The organism is Stenotrophomonas sp. 107298_Sma, assembly GCF_056480345.1.
In genome coordinates this window covers 3,540,164-3,559,690 of the sequence record NZ_CM151094.1, presented here as the reverse complement: position 1 = coordinate 3,559,690, position 19,527 = coordinate 3,540,164, and the positions used below count along the sequence as shown (strand labels likewise).

The 19,527-nt window shown below is 65.3% G+C and carries 15 protein-coding genes; 6 read left to right on the top strand and 9 right to left on the bottom strand.

Going from position 1 to position 19,527, the window contains the following annotated elements:
- The first annotated feature begins 223 nt into the window (after positions 1–223).
- Both ACZK2G_RS16675 and ACZK2G_RS16670 read left to right on the top strand, forming a co-directional pair.
- Entirely contained in the window at positions 224–1,552 is a 1,329-nt protein-coding gene (locus ACZK2G_RS16675; RefSeq protein WP_478473889.1) for an NTP/NDP exchange transporter, read from the top strand.
- 78 nt (positions 1,553–1,630) lie between these two features.
- Complete coding sequence (locus ACZK2G_RS16670) at positions 1,631–1,981, top strand: DUF1304 domain-containing protein (RefSeq protein WP_253079647.1); 351 nt, start codon at positions 1,631–1,633, stop codon at positions 1,979–1,981.
- 576 nt (positions 1,982–2,557) lie between these two features.
- Here ACZK2G_RS16670 and ACZK2G_RS16665 read toward each other — a convergent pair.
- From ACZK2G_RS16665 to ACZK2G_RS16655, 3 genes are all read right to left on the bottom strand, one after another.
- A complete protein-coding gene (locus ACZK2G_RS16665; protein ID WP_295379708.1) occupies positions 2,558–3,025 on the bottom strand; it encodes a hotdog fold domain-containing protein in 468 nt (155 codons plus the stop codon).
- Positions 3,026–3,101: 76 nt separating this feature from the next.
- Entirely contained in the window at positions 3,102–5,579 is a 2,478-nt protein-coding gene (locus ACZK2G_RS16660; RefSeq protein ID WP_478473887.1) for an acyl-CoA dehydrogenase, read from the bottom strand.
- Positions 5,576–6,493: an alpha/beta fold hydrolase gene (locus tag ACZK2G_RS16655; protein ID WP_295379712.1), complete on the bottom strand. Its 918-nt coding sequence runs from the start codon at positions 6,491–6,493 to the stop codon at positions 5,576–5,578. The genes ACZK2G_RS16660 and ACZK2G_RS16655 overlap by 4 nt, the downstream gene beginning before the upstream one ends.
- Positions 6,494–6,634: 141 nt before the next feature.
- Between ACZK2G_RS16655 and ACZK2G_RS16650 the strand changes: the two genes are divergently transcribed.
- On the top strand, positions 6,635–7,237 hold the full coding sequence (locus ACZK2G_RS16650; RefSeq protein ID WP_046987072.1) for a TetR/AcrR family transcriptional regulator: 603 nt from the start codon (positions 6,635–6,637) through the stop codon (positions 7,235–7,237).
- A 137-nt stretch (positions 7,238–7,374) separates the two neighbouring features.
- On the opposite strand, the gene ACZK2G_RS16645 is transcribed toward ACZK2G_RS16650, so the two are convergent.
- The 3 genes from ACZK2G_RS16645 to hslO form a co-directional block, all read right to left on the bottom strand.
- Positions 7,375–10,251 carry a TonB-dependent receptor plug domain-containing protein gene (locus ACZK2G_RS16645; protein ID WP_136639091.1) on the bottom strand — a complete coding sequence of 959 codons (2,877 nt, stop codon included), beginning with the start codon at positions 10,249–10,251 and terminating at the stop codon, positions 7,375–7,377.
- Positions 10,252–10,632: 381 nt separating this feature from the next.
- Positions 10,633–11,481, bottom strand: coding sequence for an XOO1806 family protein (locus ACZK2G_RS16640; protein WP_046987070.1), 849 nt, complete (start codon positions 11,479–11,481; stop codon positions 10,633–10,635).
- Between the two features lie 116 nt (positions 11,482–11,597).
- The gene (gene hslO / locus ACZK2G_RS16635) at positions 11,598–12,491 is read right to left on the bottom strand and encodes an Hsp33 family molecular chaperone HslO (RefSeq protein ID WP_136639090.1); all 894 of its coding nucleotides are present in this window, start codon (positions 12,489–12,491) and stop codon (positions 11,598–11,600) included.
- A gap of 77 nt (positions 12,492–12,568) precedes the next feature.
- Here hslO and mtgA point away from each other — a divergent pair, with 77 nt between their 5' ends.
- Genes mtgA through ACZK2G_RS16620 form a run of 3 tightly spaced genes read left to right on the top strand, consistent with a single transcriptional unit; the run spans position 12,569 to position 14,785 of the window.
- A complete protein-coding gene (mtgA, locus tag ACZK2G_RS16630; RefSeq protein WP_136639089.1) occupies positions 12,569–13,318 on the top strand; it encodes a monofunctional biosynthetic peptidoglycan transglycosylase in 750 nt (249 codons plus the stop codon).
- A gap of 56 nt (positions 13,319–13,374) precedes the next feature.
- Entirely contained in the window at positions 13,375–14,394 is a 1,020-nt protein-coding gene (locus tag ACZK2G_RS16625) for a glycosyltransferase family 2 protein (protein ID WP_478473886.1), read from the top strand.
- Positions 14,354–14,785 carry a CBS domain-containing protein gene (locus tag ACZK2G_RS16620; RefSeq protein WP_046985058.1) on the top strand — a complete coding sequence of 144 codons (432 nt, stop codon included), beginning with the start codon at positions 14,354–14,356 and terminating at the stop codon, positions 14,783–14,785. The genes ACZK2G_RS16625 and ACZK2G_RS16620 overlap by 41 nt, the downstream gene beginning before the upstream one ends.
- A 254-nt stretch (positions 14,786–15,039) precedes the next feature.
- Here ACZK2G_RS16620 and ACZK2G_RS16615 read toward each other — a convergent pair whose 3' ends face one another.
- The 3 genes from ACZK2G_RS16615 to ACZK2G_RS16605 form a co-directional block, all read right to left on the bottom strand.
- Entirely contained in the window at positions 15,040–17,013 is a 1,974-nt protein-coding gene (locus tag ACZK2G_RS16615) for an AsmA family protein (RefSeq protein WP_478473884.1), read from the bottom strand.
- An 81-nt stretch (positions 17,014–17,094) separates the two neighbouring features.
- The gene (gene trhA, locus ACZK2G_RS16610; protein ID WP_032972214.1) at positions 17,095–17,733 is read right to left on the bottom strand and encodes a PAQR family membrane homeostasis protein TrhA; all 639 of its coding nucleotides are present in this window, start codon (positions 17,731–17,733) and stop codon (positions 17,095–17,097) included.
- 177 nt (positions 17,734–17,910) lie between these two features.
- Entirely contained in the window at positions 17,911–19,515 is a 1,605-nt protein-coding gene (locus tag ACZK2G_RS16605) for a peptide chain release factor 3 (RefSeq protein WP_006384729.1), read from the bottom strand.
- Positions 19,516–19,527: the final 12 nt, after the last annotated feature.

Sequence of the window (19,527 nt, the reverse complement as noted above, 5' to 3'; positions counted from 1 at the left end):
AAAGCGAAGATGAATGCGCATCTCGTTGAAAAAGTTGGAATTTTGACGCTCCGGAAGCGTGTGTCGGAACGTATCGTCCGGGTGGGATCGTGACACTGCGTTTCAGCCTTCTGCGGGGCTGCTGCTGGCGATGTTGCAGTGCATTGGCTAACGTACGCGCTTCACTGCCCCCGGAGCCTGCCATGCCGCTGTCCAACCGCCGTCTTCTGGCGAGGGACGCCGCGTGAGTGCGGTGCAGGTCAGGGGGCCGCTGAGGGGCCTGAGCGCGGCACTGCGTGAGTCGCCGGCGCTGTGGTGGTCGTTCCTGTACTTCTTCTGCCTGCTGAGCGGCTACTACGTGCTGCGCCCGGTGCGTGAGGCGATGGCCGCTTCGGCCGACCTGGAGACCGTGTTCCCGGCGGCGTTGATCGCCTGGTTCGCCAGCCATGGCATCGCCCTGAAGGACTTCGTCCTGCAGTTCCTGTTCTCCTGCGTGTTCGTGATCATGCTGGTGCTGCAACCGGTCTATGGATGGCTGGTCAGCCGCTTCCCGCGGCGGGTGTTCCTGCCGGCGGTGTACGGCTTCTTCATCGCCACCCTGCTGGGCTTCTACGCACTGTTCGACAGCGGCGTACCCGGGCGGGGCATGGCGTTCTTCTTCTGGATCACCGTGTTCAACCTGTTTGCGGTCGCGGTGTTCTGGAGCTTCATGGCGGATGTGTTCTCCAATGCGCAGGCGCGGGCCTACTACGGCTACATCGGTGCGGCCGGCACTGTTGGCGCCTTCCTCGGCCCGATCATCACCAGTGCGCTGGTGCAGCGGGTGGGCATCGCCAACCTGATGCTGGTTTCGGCCGGCTTCCTGGTCGTGTGCCTGTTGTGCATCTGGCGCCTGCGGCACTGGGCGGTGCTGCGCGAGCGTGAGCAGCGGCTGGTGTCGGGCGAGCAGCCGATGGGTGGCAGCGTGCTCGATGGCCTGAAGTTGATCGTGCGCGAGCCCCTGCTGCGCTGGCTGGCGATCATGGTGGTGTTCGGCGTGGGTGTCGGCACCTTGCTGTACAACCAGCAGGCCAGCATCGTACGTGCCTCGTTCAACGATGCAGGCGCTGCCACAGCCTTCTTCTCGCGCATCGACCTGGCGGTGAACGCGCTGGCGCTGTTGATGCAGCTCGGGCTGACCCGCTGGTTGCTGTCGCGCCACGGCATCGCCCCGGCGTTGCTGATTCCCGGTTTTGCGATCCTGATCGGCTTCTCGGTGCTGGCCGCATCGCCGATGCCGCTGATGGTGGCGGTGGTGCAGGTGATGACCCGCGCCAGCGAGTTCGCCCTGGCCAAGCCGGCCCGCGAAACCATCTACACCCGCGTGGACCGGCAGTGGCGCTACAAGGCCGGCGCGGCGATCGACACGGTGGTGTACCGCGGCGCCGACCTGAGCTTCGCCTGGGTGCACAAGGGCCTGTCCCTGTTTGGTTCGCACGTGGTGTTCATCGGCGGCGTGGTGGTTGCCGCGTGCATGACCGCTGCCGCATTCGGCGTGCTGCGCGAAGAAAAGAAGCTGCCGCGCGACCGCTGAGCCGCGCGGGGTCGGATCCCTCTCCCACGGAGAGGGCTCTGACCCCATCACCCCATCCATTTATCCAAGGAAACGCCCATGTACTGGATCGCACTTGCCTTGACCCTGCTGGTCGCCCTGCTGCACGTCTATTTCCTGGTGCTGGAGATGTTCCTGTGGACGCGCCCACTGGGCCTGAAGACGTTCCGCAACACGCCCGAGAAGGCAGAGACCACGCGCGTGCTGGCGGCCAACCAGGGCCTCTACAACGGCTTCCTGGCTGCAGGCATCGTGGTGGGGCTGTTGATCGACCAGCCGGTGCTGGTGACGTTCTCGCTGGCCTGTGTGGTGGTAGCGGGGTGCTATGGCGCCTACAGCGTGAACCGCCGTATTTTCATGATCCAGGCGCTGCCGGCGATTCTGGCGTTGGTGTTTCGCGCGGTGGCGTAGTTTCCTGCCAACGGCGCAGCCCCTCGTGGGGTGGTCGCGTAGAGCTTGTCATGGGGTTGGCCGGGCGGGTTGGGTTCGCGGGGGACGCCGCAAGTCCCCCTCCGGGGCCCGGCCCAGCCGCTGGCGGCTGTGCGTTCAGGCGCTTGCGAAGCAGTGCTTCGCAAGCAAAGCGCCTTCACCCCTGTAAGCTCGATGGCGCCATCCATGGCGCCAACGCCCCTGCACGGCCCACCCGCCCGACCCCTGACAGGTTCCGTGCGCGGCCAGCCCACGGAGAAGAAAAGAAGATCAAGAGCAACAGCGGGTCGCTGCGCTTGTGGGTTCTGCGTGCATGAAAAAAAGCGGCCGATGGGTCGCTTTTGCTTTTGCTCTTCTTTTTCTCTTCCGTGGGGGACGCCGCAGAGATCCGTCCGAGGCCGGAGGGGTGGGGCCGGGCGGGGTATCCGCGCCATGGATGGCGCGGCTAAGCCTACAGGGACGTACTTGCGGCGTCCCCGCATGGACCCACCCCTCCGGCCCAACCGATAAACCGCTTTCGCCGTCCACCCACGAGGGGCTGCGCCGTTCGCGGGAACCTTACTTCGCCGGCGACAGCCACATGTCGATCACCGCGCTGAACACCTCCGTTCCCGCGTGGTCGCGCACGCTCACCGTCACCGGCAGCGCATAGCCCTCGGCCGCAACGACAATCGGCTGCGCCGGCAGCGCCACCGCCTGCAGCGTGCCACGGGCCTTGGCCAGGTACTGCACCTGCATCCCCTTCGGAATCCAGCGCATGCCCTTCGGCAACGACGCATCGACCATCAGCCCGGCGGTCAGTTCGGCCAGGTTACACATCGCGATCGCGTGCACCGTGCCGATGTGGTTGCGCACCTTGCGGCGGTCGGGCAGCGTGCCTTCGCAGCGGCCGTGCTCAAGGCGGGTGATGCGCGGGGCGATGCTGGCGAAGTAGGGTGCCTTGAAGCACACCGCACGCGAGAACAGCCAGTTGCCGGCAGGCCATCGCTGCAGACGCTGGTAGAGGGACAGCAGGGGCGTGGACATGGTTGGAATTCCGGTCGGCAGATGAAACAACGGCGGGCCGAAGCCCGCCGTCGAAGGCAACACATGTCGCGGGCGATCAGGCTGCCTGCGAGTGCGGGTCCTTGTGCTGGCGGTCGTAGTAGCTGGCCGCGCGCAGTTCGTGGGTGTCGAAGTCGTCCACGGTGATGGTGTCCAGGGTCAGCGTACGCAGCTCTTCCAGCAGGCTGCGCTCGTCCTGGGTGATCACGCCTTCGGCCACGGCTTCGTCCAGCTGGCTGTTGAAGTCCAGCGCTTCGATGCCCTTGCTCTTCAGTGCCTTCAGGAACTTGCGCTCCACCGGCTCGGCCATGATCGCCTTGCTCAGGTAGCTGTTGATGCGGCCACCCGGGTTGTTCTCGCACGGGGTCAGGAACACGCCGCTGGCCAGACGATCACGCGCTTCGTTCGGGGCCATCAGCAGGGCAGCAACACGGCGGCTCAGGCGGTCGCCCGGAGCCTCGGCGCGACGGCCCAGCGGGAAGATCAGCGCCCACATCAGCCAGCCGATCGGACGGATCGGGAAGTTGCGCAGGGCGGCCGACAGTGACTCCTCGATCTTGTGCACGCTGTCATGGAAGGCCCAGGCCAGCAGCGGCTGGTCGGCCTGCGGTGCGCCTTCGTCGTGGTAGCGCTTGAGCATGGCGCTGGTCATGTAGACGTGGCTCAGCACGTCGCCCAGGCGGCCGGACAGCGATTCCTTGAACTTCAGCTTGCCACCGAGGGTCATCATCGAGATGTCGGCCATCAGCGCCAGGTTGGCCGAGTAACGGTCCAGCTTGCGGAAGTAGCGGCGGGTGTAGGCGTCACCCGGAGCGGCACCGAAGCGCGCGCCGGTCAGGCCGAACCAGAACGAACGCACGGCATTGGAGATGCCGTAGCGGATGTGGCCGAACAGGCTGCGGTCGAAGTCCTGCAGGCCGGCACGGGTGTCCGGATCCTGCGCCGCCTTCATTTCCTTCAGCACCCACGGGTGGCAGAGGATCGCACCTTGGCCGAAGATCAGCAGGCTGCGGGTCATGATGTTGGCGCCTTCCACCGTGATGGCGATCGGCGCGGCCTGCCAGCTGCGGCCGGCGAAGTTGCGCGGCCCCAGGATGATGCCCTTGCCGCCGATCACGTCCATCATGTCCGAGATCACTTCGCGGCTCATGTTGGTGCAGTGGTACTTGGCGATCGCCGACGGCACCGACGGCACGTCACCGCGGTCCACAGCAGCGGCGGTGGCCTGCGACAGCGCGCTGATCTTGTACGCCTTGCCACCGATGCGGGCCAGCGCTTCTTCCACGCCTTCGAAGCGGCCGACCGACAGGCCGAACTGCTTGCGGATGCGTGCGTAGGCACCGGTGACGGCTGCGCCGGCCTTGGCACCGCCGCTGGCGGTGGAGGGCAGGGTGATCGAGCGGCCCACGGCCAGGCACTCGTTGAGCATGTTCCAGCCCTTGCCGGCCATCGCAGCGCCACCGATCAGCTGGGTCAGCGGAATGAACACGTCCTTGCCGCGGATCGGGCCGTTCTGGAAGGTCGAATTCAGCGGGAAGTGGCGACGGCCGATTTCAACGCCGGCGGTCTCGCGCGGCAGCAGGCCCAGGGTGATGCCGATGTCGCGGGTTTTACCAATCAGGCCGTCCGGATCGTACATGCGGAAGGCCAGGCCGATCAGCGAGGCAACCGGGGCCAGCGTGATGTAGCGCTTGTCGAAGGTCAGCTTGACGCCGAGCACCTGCTCGCCGTTCCACTCGCCCTTGCAGACGATGCCGTAGTCGGGAATCGAGGTGGCGTCGGAGCCGGCGAACGGACCGGTCAGGCCGAAGCAGGGCACTTCGCGGCCATCGGCCAGGCGCGGCAGGTACTGGTCCTTCTGTTCCTGGGTGCCGTAATGCACCAGCAGTTCACCCGGGCCCAGCGAGTTGGGCACACCGACCGTGGAGCTGACCACCGAAGACACCGAGGCGAGCTTCTGGATCACCTTGTGGTGAGCCAGCGCGGAGAAGCCCAAGCCGCCATACTCCTTCGGGATGATCATGCCGAAGAACTTGTTCTTCTTGATGAAGGCCCACAGTTCCGGTGGCAGGTCCGCGTGGACGTGGGTGATTTCCCAGTCGTTGACCATCTTGCACAGCTCTTCCACCGGACCATCGAGGAAGGCCTGTTCTTCGGCGGTCAGCTGCGGCTTCGGGTAGTTGAGCAGGATGTTCCAGTCCGGGTCACCGGTGAACAGCTCGCCTTCGAAACCGACCGAGCCGGTTTCCAGCGCAATGCGCTCGGTCTGCGACAGCGGCGGCAGCACCTTGCGGAACACCTTCATCATCGGGCCGGTCAGCAGCGGCTTGCGGATGAACGGCAGCAGCAGCGGCACGGCGATGACGGCCAACACAGCGGCCGCGACGATCGTGGCGGTCTGGTTGACGTAGGGAATGAACCAGCAGGCGGCCAGCAGGGCCACGCTGATCAGCGTCCAGGTAACCAGCCGCATGCGGTGGTAGGCGACGAACGCGCCTGCCAGCAGCAGGGCGAGGAAGGGAAGAACGATGCTCATGAGCGTGCTCCGGTGACGTGCTCGTTTGTGGCGGACGAAGCCGCAGCATCCGCTGCGGGCAACACGTCCAGATAGTCCAACACAGTAGCGGTAAAGGCGTTGTTGTCGTCGCCGGCAACCATATGTGTGGCCTGCGGCAGCTGTACATGGCGCGCGTGCGGCGCCAACGCCAGGAATTCGGCCACGGTCTGTGGCGTGACCAGGTCGCTGCGGCCACCGCTGACCAGCAGCAGCGGGCACTTCACCTGGCGTGCGGCTTCAGCCAGCGCGTCCTGGTGCTGTTCGCTGTCGCGGGCCAGTTCGGCTACCAGCCGCGGGTCCCAGTGCCAGCGCCAGCGGCCGTGGTCGTCCTCGCGCAGCAGCGCGCGCAGCGACTGTTCGGATTTGCGCGGGCGGTGCGGCATGTAGGCCGAGATCACGTCGGCGGCCTGGGCCAGCGAGGCGAAGCCATCGGGATGGGCGGTCATGAAGGCCAGGATGCGTTCGACCCCGGCGGTATCCCAGCGCGGGGTGATGTCGACAAGCACCATCGCCGAGAACAGGCCCGGCCAGCGCGACTCGGCCAGCAGGCCGAACAGGCCGCCCATCGATGCCGCGACCAGCACCGGCGGGCGCGGTTGCTCGCCGGCCAGCACGATCAGATCATCTGCGAACTGTTCGCCGTGATAGGGCAGGTCGGCGGCATTCCAGTCCGAATCGCCATGGCCGCGGGCATCGTAGGCCAGGGTCTGCAGGCCCGCTGCGGACAGGGCGCCGGCGGTCGCATTCCAGGCGTGCCGGGTCTGGCCGAAGCCATGCGCGAACAGCACGCGGCCACGACGACCGTGGTCACTGGCGGTGGCGGCCAGACGGGTGCCATGGGCCGCTTCCAGGCGCAGGTCATGGAACGCAGCGGGAGTCGGGGACATAACCATACTTGCTAGTATGGATTGCTTCGGAAGGAAGTCAATACTGCATCGTATGGTGCGGTGCGGGAGGCGATCTGGACGCCGCTGTGACGGTTCCGGCTGCAATCGCGTACTGCAACGAACCCCGGCGTATGGTTAAATCAGCCCATGAATCAACCTGACGCTTCTGCCGGCGAACCGCGCGCCGGCCGCAACAGCCGCCTGAGTGCCGAAGACTGGGCCCAGGCGGCCCTCGATCTGATTGCTGAACAAGGCGTGGGTGCCGTCGCGGTGGAACCGTTGGCGCGGCGCCTGGGCGTGACCAAGGGCAGTTTCTACTGGCATTTCCCATCGCGCGATGCGTTGCTGCAGGCGGCGTTGGAGCGCTGGGAACTGTTCGAACAGGAACAGGTATTCGGCAGCCTCGAAGACGTGCCGGATCCGCGCGTGCGCCTGCGCCAGCTCTTCCAGATGGTCGCCCATGAAGTGCAGCCGCACATCATCTACAGCGAACTGCTGAAGGCGCTGGACCACCCGATGGTGCGCCCGGTGATCGACCGCGTCTCGCAGCGTCGCCTGGATTACCTGATCGCTTCCTTCCGTCAGGCAGGGCTCAGTTCGACCGATGCACGCCATCGTGCGCGCCTGGCCTATGCCGCCTACGTCGGCTTCCTGCAGCTGTCGCTGCAGCTGCAGCAGCCCAAGCAGGCCCGTGAGGATTTCGAGGCGTATGTCGAACACCTGATCGACACGTTGATTCCGAACGGATAAGCGCCCTGCGATGAGGTGGGGGGCCCCCCCCCCCCCCCGGCCCTTTTTTTTGGGCGCCGGTCAGCCACCTGCCCGGTGGCACAAAGAACAACGGCCCCTTGCGGGGCCGTTGCTGCATCAGCTGATCAGTGGATCGATCAGAACTTCTGCTTGTACTGCATGTACATGAAGCGACCGATGTCGTAGCCGCCGTAGTACGAGTACTGCGAGTTCGGCGCCGAGTACATCTGCGGGCCGTAATGGTCGAACACGTTGCGTGCGCCGACCGCGATGGTCGCATTCCACGGGGCGTTCCAGGACACCTGGACATCGTGGAACATGGTCGAGCCACGCTCGTTCATCGCGCGGTCGCGCACCGGATCCGGCGAGCCGAAGTCCGGCAGGGTGCACTCAGTGCTGTAGTAGCAGCGCTCCTTGACACCCGAGAAGTAGCGGGTGCCCCAGGTGACGCCCCAGTCACCACGCTCCCAGCCCAGCACCAGGTTCGAACGCAGGCGGAAGTTGCTGCCGAAGCCGTTGAGGATCGACACCGGCACTTCCTGCGCATTGGTGGTCTTCAGCACGTTCTTGCTGACGTAGCTGTTCTGCAGGTTGGCGTTGAAGGTACCCCAGCTGCTGGTCTCGAAGCGGTAGGCCACGTCGAAGTCGAAGCCTTCGGTTTCCTGGTAACCAGCGTTGCGCGGTGCATAGGTCAGGTTGACCACGTTGTGGCGGTTCGGATCGCGGGAGAACGAGTTGCAGCGTTCAGCAATGCCGAGCACGTAGCAGTCGTTCAGCTGGTCATCCGGGCTGTCGGTGACGATGGTGTTGGTGATCTTGATGTTCCACCAGTCCAGGCTCAGGTTCAGGCCCTGGGCGAAGGTCGGGCTCCACACCAGGCCGACGGTCTTGGACTTGGACTTCTCCGGGGTCAGGTCCGGATTGGAGACCGCATTGAACGGGTCCGGCGTCTGCTCATCCGGTCCGCTGGCAGGCACATAACCCTGGCGCAGCTGACGGAAGGTGCTGGCGGTCGGGCCGATGGCGGCGGCGCAGCGAGCGGCGACGGCCGGATCGCCGGTCGAGCCGAACGACGTGTCGCACGGATCGGTGAAGTACGCGAAGGTCTGCGAACTGCCACCGTACAGATTGTCGATGGTCGGCGCGCGGAAGCCTTCAGCGTAGGTTGCACGCACCAGCAGCTGGTCGATCGGCTTCCACTTCAGACCGAACTTGTTGTTGGTGGTGTTGCCGAAGGTGTTGTACTTGGAATAACGCGTGGCCGCGTTGAAGCTCAGTTCCTTGGCACCCGGCAGGTCAGCCAGGATCGGAACATTCAGCTCCAGATACACTTCGTTGACGTTGTAGCCGCCACCGGTCGGACCTGCGGCCAGATCGGTGGAGTAACCGGTCTGCGACAGGGCGTCAGGATTGTAGGAGCCCTTGTCTTCACGGTACTCGTAGCCCAGCGCGAAGCCCAGGTCGCCAGCGGGCAGGGTGAACAGGCTGCCGGCGATGTTCGCGTAGTAAGTCTTGGTGGTGACTTCACCAGTGTTCTTGGTGGTCGGGAACAGGAACTGCTGCAGGTCCGGGTTGCCGCTCAGGCCACCGTCGCCGGTACGGCCCGCCGGAATGGCCGGATTCCACGGGATACAGCCGCCGGCACCGGAACCGTAGATCGGGTTCGAACCATCCACCAGCCCAGCTGCACTGCCGCACTCGACGCGACCGGTGGCCGGGTTGAAGAACGACGGACCGGTAGCTGCGTTGACCGCCAGCACGTTGTAGTTACCGGTCTGGGTCTGCAGGTTCTCCGAGTTCTGGTAGATGTAGCCAGCTTCCCAGTCGAAGTACTTGTCATTGAACTGGAAGCTGCCCTGCAGTGCTCCGGTGAATCGGAAGGTGGTCAGCTTGTTGGTCGACAGGCGCGGCACTTCCCAGCCACGGCGCATGAAGCCCATGTCCTTGCCGAACGGGTTGTAGTAGCTGTCAGCGTCCCACTTTGCGCCCTGCCGCGAATAGGCAGAAGACTGCAGCGGATAGCCGGCGACCTGGGCCTGCGCTTCACGACGCGTGTACAGCAGGTCGGAGACGAAACGGACGTTGTCGGTGAGGTCGTACTGGACATTGGCAAATACCGAACGCCGCTTGGTCGGCGTCAGCAGGTGCATCTGCTCGTTCGAGTTGCTGGTATCACCGGTGATGCCGGCGAAGTCCTGGTCGTGATACTGGTTGACGTCGCGGTAGTCGCCACCGCGGTTCAGGGTGAGCCAGTCATCGGTGTCCGGATCGATGATCGTGCCCCACTGGCTGACCGGGCTCCAGTTCTGTTCCGGGTGGAAGGTGGTGCGCGAGTAACGGCTGAACCAGCGATCCCTGGCCCAGACTTCCTTTTCTTCGGCGTACTCGGCACCGATGGTGACCGAGCCACGGTCACCGGTGAAGCCGGCCACGAAGTCGTAGCTGGTCTTCTGGCCGTCACCTTCGCCGTACTGGCCGACGTAGGCATTGGCCTCCAGGCCTTCGAAGTTCTTGCGGGTGATGATGTTGATCACGCCGGCGATCGCGTCGGAGCCGTAGATCGACGAAGCGCCATCCTTCAGCACGTCGATACGCTCGACGATGGCCGACGGGATCTGCGAGACGTCCTGCAGGCCGCTGACGCTGGCGCCGAGGCGCTTGCCGTCGACCAGCACCAGGGTGCGCTCGGCACCGAGATTGCGCAGGTCGATGTAGAAGCCACCGACGGCTTCACCGGAGGACAGCGGCTCGGAACGGCTGATGGCCGGGCTGCCGGCGGCTGCGATGTTCTGCAGGACGTCGGCAACCGTCTTGAAGCCGCTCTTCTCGATCGAAGCACGGCTGATGCTCAGAACGGGCTGGGCGGTTTCGGTATCGACCTGACGGATGCGCGAACCGGTGACCTCGATACGGTCGAGGTTGGTGGCTTCCTGGGCATGTGCCGTCGCGGTGGTAGCACCGGCGACAAGCGCGATCACAACTGCGTCACGCAGCTGGCTGGACTTGAGTTTCATTGGCTCTCTCTCTCCAAGAAATCTTGGCTGGGTTAATGCCCGGCGGGGGAGCGAAAAGCGCTCCCAAATCGCGAGGCTGAGCCGATAGTAGCGGGCGTTCGCCAAGAATTAAAGCTGTGTTAATCAAACCTGTGATTTTGGTAAAAATTCACTGTTTCAAGAAAAATCAAACGTTTACGTTGTATGGGATGACGAGGTGCCTCGTTTGTTAACGCAGAATGACGAAAAAATTCTCTTTTGATATGTGTCGATACGTATCAATATGTTTTCCGCAGTATCTCTGCCGCGGCGGAATTTCCTTCAGAAGATTCCAGGCGCGCACATACAACGGGCGCCTTTCGGCGCCCGGGAGAAAGTCACTGCGGTATCAGCGTAGCGGGATCAGAGATCCTGTTCGTAACGCACGTACGGCACGGTGCCATCGTCGTTGCTCTCGTTGCGGGGCGAGAACGGATTCTTGCCGCGGCTGATCACATTCTCGGCGCCGACGGTGAGCTGGCCAGACCACGGGGTGCGCCAGGTCAGGCCGATACCCAGGCCTTCCCACTTTCCGGGCTTGCCCGGTACGTCGATGACGCGGCCGATGATGCTGCCGGTAAAGTTGCCATAGCCGGCGCCGATGCTCAGGCTTTTGCTGTCCCAGCGGTCGACGAGGGCCGGTGAGGCATCGGCCAATGGCACCAGCCGCGCCTTGGCGTAGGTACCGGCGATGGAGACGAACCCCTCGCGGCCGATGTTCTTCTGCGCGAATACAGTCAGGTCGTTCTGCTCGGCGCGCAGCGAAGGCGTCTTGTTCGGTCCTGACAGCCAGGCGGGCAGGGTTTCACGGCCGGTGCCGGCGGTTATGCCCAGTCGGCTGTTGCCACGGTTCAGCGCTGCGGTGCCGGTGAAGCGACGGCTGTTGAGGTCATCGTCATCGCCGAGGCTGGCCAGCATGCAGTGGCTGGCGAGACCGCTCATGCTGGTTCCGCTGCTGTTGCTGCAGAGCAGGCCCAGCGAGTCGCCGGACGACAGCCCGAAGGCGGCATCCAGCGAGTTGCGGCCGAAGTGCCAGCGCGCGCCGGCGGCCTGTTCGCCGGTCGGTTCAAGGTACAGCAGGGCCTCGACCTTGCCGCTGCCCTTGTTCCACACCGGTAGAACGGTGCGGGTGTCCTTGCTCTGCGCATGCACGCCCGTGATCGCGCCAAGGGCGATCAGCAGGGCCAGCGGTAGACGCAGGAAGGTACGCATCGGACCAGTTCAGACAGGGACGGACAACGGAAGTTCCCGCGAATACGGGAACTTGATCCTAGGGTGTTTATGAATTCTTAACAAGCCTTGATCCCCCCAGATGCAAGACAAGCCGTTTACTGAAGCCGTTCAGGCGCCGGTACAGTCCCCTCGGCACCGTGGAACAGTATGCCGAACTCCGTCAACGGAAAGTGATACTCCCGCCCGCAGAATTCGCAACGGACCTCGACCGCGCCACTGGCTTCGGCGGCAGCACGGGCCTCGTCCTCGCCCAGCGACTGCAGCATCGAGGCCACCCGGTCACGGGAGCAGGAACAGGCGAAGGACAGCGTCTTTTCGCCCAGCAGCGCCGGCTGCTCCTCGTGGAACAGCCGGTGCAGCAGCTGCTCGGCCGGGGTGGCCAGCAGTTCGGCCTTGCCCAGGGTCTCGAACAGGGCGCTGGCGCGTGCCCAGCCATCCTCGTCGCCCTCGTCACCGGGCAGCTTCTGCAGCAGCAGGCCGGCGGCGCCGTCGCGGTCGGCGACCAGCAGCAGGCGGGTTGGCAGCTGTTCGGACTGGCGGAAGTAGTCCTCGAAGGCCTCGTCCAGTTCCGGCGCGGTCAGCCCGACCAGGCTCTGGTAGCGCTGCGGCTCGCGCGGGTCCAGTCCCGGGTTTTCAATGGTGATGGCGAGCAGGGCGTCATCGCCGAGGCTGGACAGGTCGCGCGGCGCGTCGGCGCCCTCGCTGAGCTGGGCGATGCCACGCAGGGTGCCGGCCGCCGTGCATTCGGCGAACAGGGTGCGCAGCGCAGTGCTGCTACGAAGCTGGATCGACAGGCGGCCATCGATCTTGGTGTGGCCGGTGAACAGTGCCGAGGCCACGCAGGCCTCGCCGAGCAGCTCGGCGGCGGTATCCGGGTACTGGGCGTGGGACAGGATCTCCTGCCAGGTCGCCTGCAGGCGCACATGGACGCCGCGGACGCCGGCGTCGGGCAGCAGGAAGCGGATCAGGGAATCGGGGTTGGCGGTCATCGGCTCACATCGCGCGTAAACAGGGGCGGTTGCCGGATAATGTGCCGACAACCAGACAGAAGAAGGATGCACCAGTAATGGGGGCAGCGGGAGAGCAGCACAAGGTAGAAGCGGTTGCGGTTCCGCCACGCCGTCGTCGCTGGCACTGGAAGCGCCTGCTGTGGCTGCCGGTGCTGCTGGCTGCCTTCAGTTGCCTGCAGGTGCTGGTGCTGCGCTTCATCGACCCGCCACTGTCCACGGTCATGCTGTGGCGCTATGGCGAGGCGCTGGGCGAGGGTGACTGGTCCTATCGCCTGCACTACCAATGGCGGGATATGGAGCAGATGGCGCCGAGCCTGCCGATTTCGCTGGTGGCGGCCGAGGACCAGCGCTTTCCCGAGCACAGTGGCTTCGATCTGCAGGCCATCGAGAAGGCCCGTGACCACAATGCCAAGGGCGGGCGCCTGCGCGGTGCCAGTACGATCAGCCAGCAGGTGGCCAAGAACCTGTTCCTGTGGCAGGGCCGCAGCTGGATCCGCAAGGGCCTGGAGGTCTGGTACACGGTGCTGATCGAGGCGCTGTGGCCGAAGGAGCGGATCCTGGAGATGTACGCCAACATCGCCGAGTTCGGTGATGGCGTGTACGGCGCGCAGGCGGCAGCGCAGAAATTCTGGGGCAAGGATGCAGCGCGGCTGAGCCCCGCCGAGAGTGCGCGGTTGGCGGCGGTACTGCCGGCGCCGCGACGCTACAACGCAGCGGCGCCGGGGCCGTATGTGCAGCGGCGCGCGGCGTGGATCCAGCGCCAGGCGCGGCAGTTGGGTGGAGCGTCATACCTTTCGGAGGATTGAGGCGCCAGCGGGCGGATTGGCAGGCCGGGCGCCTGCTGCCAACGTACAATCCCGGCATGACACGTGAACGCCTTACTTTCGTCATCGCCGCCTACAACGAAGCCCAGGCCCTGCCTTGCCTGCATCCACGCTTGTGTGCGGTGCTGGACGCAATGCCCGACATCGACGGCCACATCCTGTACGTGGACGATGGCAGCCACGATGGCACCTGGGAGGTGATCGCGGGCTTGGCACAGGCCGATGGGCGCGTGTCGGCGTTGAAGCTGTCGCGCAACTTCGGCAAGGAAGCGGCACTGACTGCGGGCCTGGACCTGGTGCGCGAAGGTGCGGCGATGATTCTCGATGCTGATGGACAGGATCCGCCGGAACTGGTGCCGCAGTTTGTTGAGCGCTGGCGCGAAGGCTACGACAACATCTATGGCACACGCTTGGTGCGTGATGGCGAGAACTGGATCAAACGCGCCACAGCTGCGATGTTCTACCGGGTGATCGGCCGCCTCTCGCGCACACCGATCCCCGCCGATACCGGTGATTTTCGCCTGCTCTCGGCGCGCGCGCTGAGTGCACTACGCGAAATGCGTGAGCGCCATCGCTTCATGAAAGGCCTTTTCAGCTGGGTCGGATTCAAGCGGATCGCCGTGCCCTATCACCGCCATGCGCGCGTGGCCGGATCCAGCAAGTTCAGCCTGTGGCGGCTGTGGAATTTCGCGCTGGAGGGCATCACCGGGTTCTCGACCGTTCCGCTGCGGGCGGCAACCTATATGGGCCTGGTGACGGCGGCGGTGGCCTTCGTGTTCGGCGTCTGGGTGATTGCCAAGGCGGCCCTGTACGGCGACCGGGTTGCCGGCTGGCCGACGATGATGGCGGTGATCCTGTTCCTGGGCGGCGTGCAGCTGATCGCACTCGGACTGATCGGGGAGTACCTGGGGCGGCTGTACGAGGAGTCCAAGCAGCGGCCGTTGTACCTGGTTGACGCCTGGCTAGCATCCGCCGTGGCAGACTCGACCCTGCAACCCACCCTCGGAGGGCAGGCGGATGACGACGGTACGGCAACTGTTGGACGGCAAGTCTCCTGAAGTACATGCGGTCACGCCCGATGCGGCGGTGATCGATGCGATCCGGTTGATGGCGGAGAAGGGCATCGGTGCGGTGCTGGTGATGGACGGGCCGCGGCTGGTCGGCATCCTGTCCGAGCGCGATTACGCGCGCAAGATCGTGCTGCGCGATCGTTCGTCGCGCGATACAGCGGTGGCTGAGATCATGACGGCCAAGGTGGTGACGGTGTCACCGGGCGAGCAGGTGGAGCACTGCCTGCAACTGGTGACCGATTACCGCATCCGCCACCTGCCGGTGGTGGAGGGTGCGCAGGTACTGGGGGTGATCTCCATCGGCGACCTGGTGAAGTCGGTGATCGATGCGCAGCGGCGGGAGCTGGATCAGCTGCAGCAGTACATCGTGGCGGGATGAGTTGTTTGCTGGCGGGCCTGCGGCCCGCCGGCCCGCTTTTTGAGGCCAAAGCCAGAGCTGAGAGCAGCGCCTTCCTGATACATCTGAAGGCGGAGGGTGCGGCTGGGCAGGACACGCCGTAAACCCATTCATGGGGGCTCGATCGGCGCATGGATGCGCCGACCGAGCCTACAGGGACGTATTTACGGCTTGTCCTGCCTGTCGCCTTGCTCCAGCTCTACGCGCGGAAAAACGAGGCGCCGCGAACAACGCTTCTACTTCGCATACTGCCCCCCGCAGTCGGCGTCCTTCCCCGGCCCCAGTTCGATGGTCGCCAGCAACGCCGCTGGCGGCGCGATGCTGCCCAGCGCCAGGGCCACCGCGCCACGAATCCCCAACGCCTTGAAGTCCGGGCGGAATGACGGGTCCTTGAACGTGCCACTGATGTGCAGCGGCGAGCGCAGCACCAGGATGCTCTTGTCCTTCGGGCGCGGCTTCAACAGCAGGTCCAGGCTCTCGTCGCGCAGGCTGACTGTGCCTTCGCCGATGAGAATGGTGTCGGTGGTGTCCACCGCCAGCGCCTGGCTGGTCATCAGTCCGTTGCGTACGCCGAAGTCGGCGAAGGCGCAGCGCAGCGGGATCTGCTTGTCGCCGGTCACCAGGAACTTCAGCGACTCGGTGATGTCCAGGCCGGCCAGTTCCATCACCAGGTTGCCGACATGGCCGCGCCCCATCGCCAGCCCGACCTTGCCGCTGCTGCTACCCAGCATTGCAGCGATCGAATTGCCGTGGCCGCTCAGGTCCACGTTACCGCCGATGCCGCCCTTGGCCTGCTCGGCCAGCTTGGCATCAGGGAACAGCTGGCCCAGCTGTACGCCGCGCACGCTGGCCTTCAGCGCGGTGGCGATCTGCGGCTGGCGTGCGTCCATGCGGATGGTGCTGCGGATATCGCCGCCGGCCACGCCAAAGTTCAGCGGGTCCAGCCGCAGCACGCCATCATCCAGCAACAGGTGCGCATCCATGTCATCCAGCGGCAGTGACGGTGCATTGATGCGGTGGGCCTTCCAGCGGACGTCGGCATCCATCGCGCGCAGCTTGCCCAGGTTGTACGGAGTATCCGGCAGCACCCGCGCGCTGGCCGCAACGCGTGCGGCCTCGGCCTTCTGCTGCGCGTTCGCGGTTTCACCGCCGCCGGTCTTCGGTGGCGCACCGACGAAACCGGCCAGGTCGTCGAAGTCCAGGCGCTTGGATTCCAGTGTGGCAGTCAGCCGCGGCCGTGCGCCGCCCACCTCGAACTGCAGGTTGCCGCCGAGGTCGCTGTCGCCGACCTTGCCGGTGAACTGCTCATAGCGCCAGACGTTGTGATCGCGCTTGAGGCGACCGTCCAGTGCATACGGTGGCGACGGTGGAATGGCGATACCCAGCAGTGGATAGAGATCAGCCAGATCCTCGCCGCTGAGCGCAAACTGCAGGTCGAATACACGCAGCTGGAAGGGATTGGTCAGCGTACCGGTGGCCACCGCATGGGTGGCGCCGGCGCGGCCATCGAGGTGGATGCGGAACGGATGATCGCTGTCGGTCAGCTGCAGTGGCGACTCGGTACCGCCACGCAGGGTGAATGGATTGCCCCGCCAGCGACCCTTGCCCTGCACCAGCAGCGGTGGTGCGGCGTCGGCCTGCTTCGGCTGGCCGCTGCGCACATCCACACGGATGTCGGTGCGGCCCAGAGCGTCGAGGAACTGCAGGCGCCCGTCATCGATGCGCAGGCGCTTGAGCTGCGGGCTGGTCCCGCCGGAGCGGTCCCCGAGGAAATCCCAGTTGCCTGGTTCATCCTTGCGCGGGGCGGTTTCCAGCAGTACATCCGGCCGGGTCAGGCGCACCTCGGGCAGTTGCACGCTGCCGCGCAGCAGGGGCCACACCTGCACATCGATCTCGATGCGGTCGGCCGTGGCCATCTCCGGCTGCTTCGACCAGCTTGCATTGGCGAAGGTGATCGCATCGGCGCGGATCGTGCTGGTGCGGCCGAGGTCGACATCCAGGTGGCCGATGTGCAGCACACGGCCGGTGCGCGCCTGCACGGCGCGCTCGACCGGGCCCTTGAACCAGTTCCAGTCCCACAGCGCGATCAGCAGCAGGATCGCGGCCAGCACGAAGACCAGCACGGCCAACCAGCGCTGGCCGCGCGGGCCTGGGCGGCGGAAACGCCAGCGGGATGCGCGTGGCGCGGCAGGGGAGGGGGCAGCATTCACGCTGCCATGGTTGCCCCCTGATCGTGGAGGGGGCGCGAAGCGTCCATGTGCGTGGTGTGCACAAGCCGCGCGCGTGTGCGCTTACAGCACCTGCATGGTGACTGCGACGAAGTGGCAGACGCTGCCGCCGATCACGAACAGGTGCCAGATCGCGTGCGAATAGGGGATCGACTCGCGGTGGTAGAAATACGTGCCCAGCGTGTACGACAGGCCGCCACCGAACAGCCAGGCCAGGGTGCCGCCATCGATGGAGGCCCACATCGGCTTGATCGCCACCACCACCAACCAGCCCATGGCGATGTAGATCACGGTCGAAAGCACCTTGAAACGGCCGGTGTAGAACAGTTTGAAAACCACGCCGCCCAGCGCCAGCGCCCAGATCGCGGTGAACAGGCCCCAGCCCCAGGGGCCGCGCAGGCCGATCAGGGTGAATGGTGTATAGGTGCCGGCGATCAGCACGTAGATCGCGCAATGGTCGAAGACCTTCAGGCGGCCCTTGGCGACCGGATGCTGGATGGCGTGGTACAGCGTGGAGGCGGTATACAGCAGCAACAGGGCGATACCGAACACGATCGCACTGGCCAGCTGCCAGCCGTCACCGTAGATCGCGGCCAGGGTGATCAACACCGCACTGGCAGCCAGGGCGAATACCGCGCCCAACCCGTGGGTCAAGGCGCTGGCGATTTCTTCACGGATCGAAGCAATGGACGTCGTGGACATGGGCATGGGCATCGGTCGCGGGGAGGGGGACCCGCGTCCCCCTATCATCGCCGCGATGGCCGGCGCGTGCACGCCCGTCACCGTATGGTCGGTGAATCCCTGTGTTGCGTGGATGAACCGCCCGCGACTGCCGGGGTCAGAGCCCTTTCCTGGCGGAAAGGGATCCGACCCCACGGCTCAGCCTACCGAAACGGTATGCGCCGCTTCACGGGTGGCCGAGAAGCGCACGTCGGGCGAGCGCTCCTGGGCCAGCTGCAGGTTGACCCGGGTTGGTGCCAGGTAGACCAGATGGCCGGCTGCATCCAGTGCCAGGTTCAACGCGTTCTTCTCGCGGAACTCTTCCAGCTTCTTTTCGTTGCTGCAGTGGACCCAGCGTGCGGTGCTGACGCTGACCTGCTCGAAGGTGGCTTCCACGCCATATTCGTCCTTCAGGCGGTAGGCGGCAACGTCGAACTGCAGCACACCCACCGCACCCAGGATCAGGTCGTTGCTGGTCAACGGGCGGAAGAACTGGGTCGCGCCTTCCTCGGACAGCTGGGCCAGGCCCTTCTGCAGCTGCTTGAGCTTGAGCGGATCACGCAGGCGGGCGCGGCGGAACAGTTCCGGGGCGAAGTTGGGGATGCCGGTGAAGGTGACCGCTTCGCCTTCGGTGAAGGTGTCGCCGATCGAGATGGTGCCGTGGTTGTGGATGCCGATCACATCGCCCGGCCACGCCTCGGCGGCGATCTCGCGGTCGCTGGCCATGAAGGTCAGCGCGTTGGCCAGCTTCATGTCCTTGCCGGTGCGCACGTGGAAGGTCTTCATGCCGGCGCTGAAACGGCCCGAGCAGATGCGCATGAACGCCACGCGGTCACGGTGCTGCGGGTCCATGTTGGCCTGGATCTTGAACACGAAGCCGGTCAGCTTGTTCTCTTCCGGGGCGATCACCCGGCCGGTGGTGGTGCGCGCCTGCGGCGGTGGTGCATGCTCGACGAAGAAGTCCAGCAGCGGCTGCACGCCGAAGTTGTTCACGCCCGAGCCGAAAAACACCGGGGTCTGCTTGCCGGCACGGTAAGCGTCGAGGTCGAACGGATGGCTGGCGCCCTGCACCAGGTCAAGCTCGTCGCGCAGCTCGGCCAGCATCTGTGCACCGATCTTCTCGGCCAGGCCGGGCGCATCGATGGACGGGAAGATGGTGGAGTCCTGGCGGGTGAAGTTGCGGCCCGGTTCGTACAGATGCACCTCGCCGGTCAGCAGGTGCACCACGCCCTTCAGGCGCTGGCCCATGCCGATCGGCCAGGTCACCGGTGCGCACTGGATGCCGAGTACGGTCTCCACTTCATCCAGCAGCTCGATCGGGTCCTTGCCCTCGCGGTCGAGCTTGTTGATGAAGGTCATGATCGGGGTGTCGCGCAGGCGGCACACTTCCATCAGCTTGATGGTGCGCTCTTCCACGCCCTTGGCCACGTCGATCACCATCAGCGCCGAGTCCACCGCAGTCAGCACGCGGTAGGTATCCTCGCCGAAGTCGGCGTGGCCGGGGGTGTCAAGCAGATTGACGATCTTGCCTTCGTACGGGAACTGCATCACCGAGGAGGTGACGGAGATGCCGCGCTCCTTTTCCAGTGCCATCCAGTCGGAGGTGGCATGGCGGGCGGCCTTGCGGCCCTTGACCGAACCGGCCATCTGGATCGCGCCTCCGAACAGCAGCAGCTTTTCGGTCAGCGTGGTCTTGCCGGCGTCAGGGTGGGAAATGATGGCGAAGGTGCGGCGACGCGACGCTTCGTTGGCGACTTCGGACATGGCAGTGGCGCC

What these genes read in the sequence shown, in the direction of transcription:
- ACZK2G_RS16665 (WP_295379708.1), bottom strand. Translation starts at nt 3,025, where the DNA reads ATGTCCACGCCCCTGCTGTCCCTCTACCAGCGTCTGCAGCGATGGCCT.
- ACZK2G_RS16670 (WP_253079647.1), top strand. Translation starts at nt 1,631, where the DNA reads ATGTACTGGATCGCACTTGCCTTGACCCTGCTGGTCGCCCTGCTGCAC.
- ACZK2G_RS16660 (WP_478473887.1), bottom strand. Translation starts at nt 5,579, where the DNA reads ATGAGCATCGTTCTTCCCTTCCTCGCCCTGCTGCTGGCAGGCGCGTTC.
- ACZK2G_RS16645 (WP_136639091.1), bottom strand. Translation starts at nt 10,251, where the DNA reads ATGAAACTCAAGTCCAGCCAGCTGCGTGACGCAGTTGTGATCGCGCTT.
- ACZK2G_RS16625 (WP_478473886.1), top strand. Translation starts at nt 13,375, where the DNA reads ATGACACGTGAACGCCTTACTTTCGTCATCGCCGCCTACAACGAAGCC.
- ACZK2G_RS16640 (WP_046987070.1), bottom strand. Translation starts at nt 11,481, where the DNA reads ATGCGTACCTTCCTGCGTCTACCGCTGGCCCTGCTGATCGCCCTTGGC.
- ACZK2G_RS16655 (WP_295379712.1), bottom strand. Translation starts at nt 6,493, where the DNA reads ATGGTTATGTCCCCGACTCCCGCTGCGTTCCATGACCTGCGCCTGGAA.
- ACZK2G_RS16620 (WP_046985058.1), top strand. Translation starts at nt 14,354, where the DNA reads ATGACGACGGTACGGCAACTGTTGGACGGCAAGTCTCCTGAAGTACAT.
- hslO (WP_136639090.1), bottom strand. Translation starts at nt 12,491, where the DNA reads ATGACCGCCAACCCCGATTCCCTGATCCGCTTCCTGCTGCCCGACGCC.
- trhA (WP_032972214.1), bottom strand. Translation starts at nt 17,733, where the DNA reads ATGTCCACGACGTCCATTGCTTCGATCCGTGAAGAAATCGCCAGCGCC.
- ACZK2G_RS16650 (WP_046987072.1), top strand. Translation starts at nt 6,635, where the DNA reads ATGAATCAACCTGACGCTTCTGCCGGCGAACCGCGCGCCGGCCGCAAC.
- ACZK2G_RS16605 (WP_006384729.1), bottom strand. Translation starts at nt 19,515, where the DNA reads ATGTCCGAAGTCGCCAACGAAGCGTCGCGTCGCCGCACCTTCGCCATC.
- mtgA (WP_136639089.1), top strand. Translation starts at nt 12,569, where the DNA reads ATGGGGGCAGCGGGAGAGCAGCACAAGGTAGAAGCGGTTGCGGTTCCG.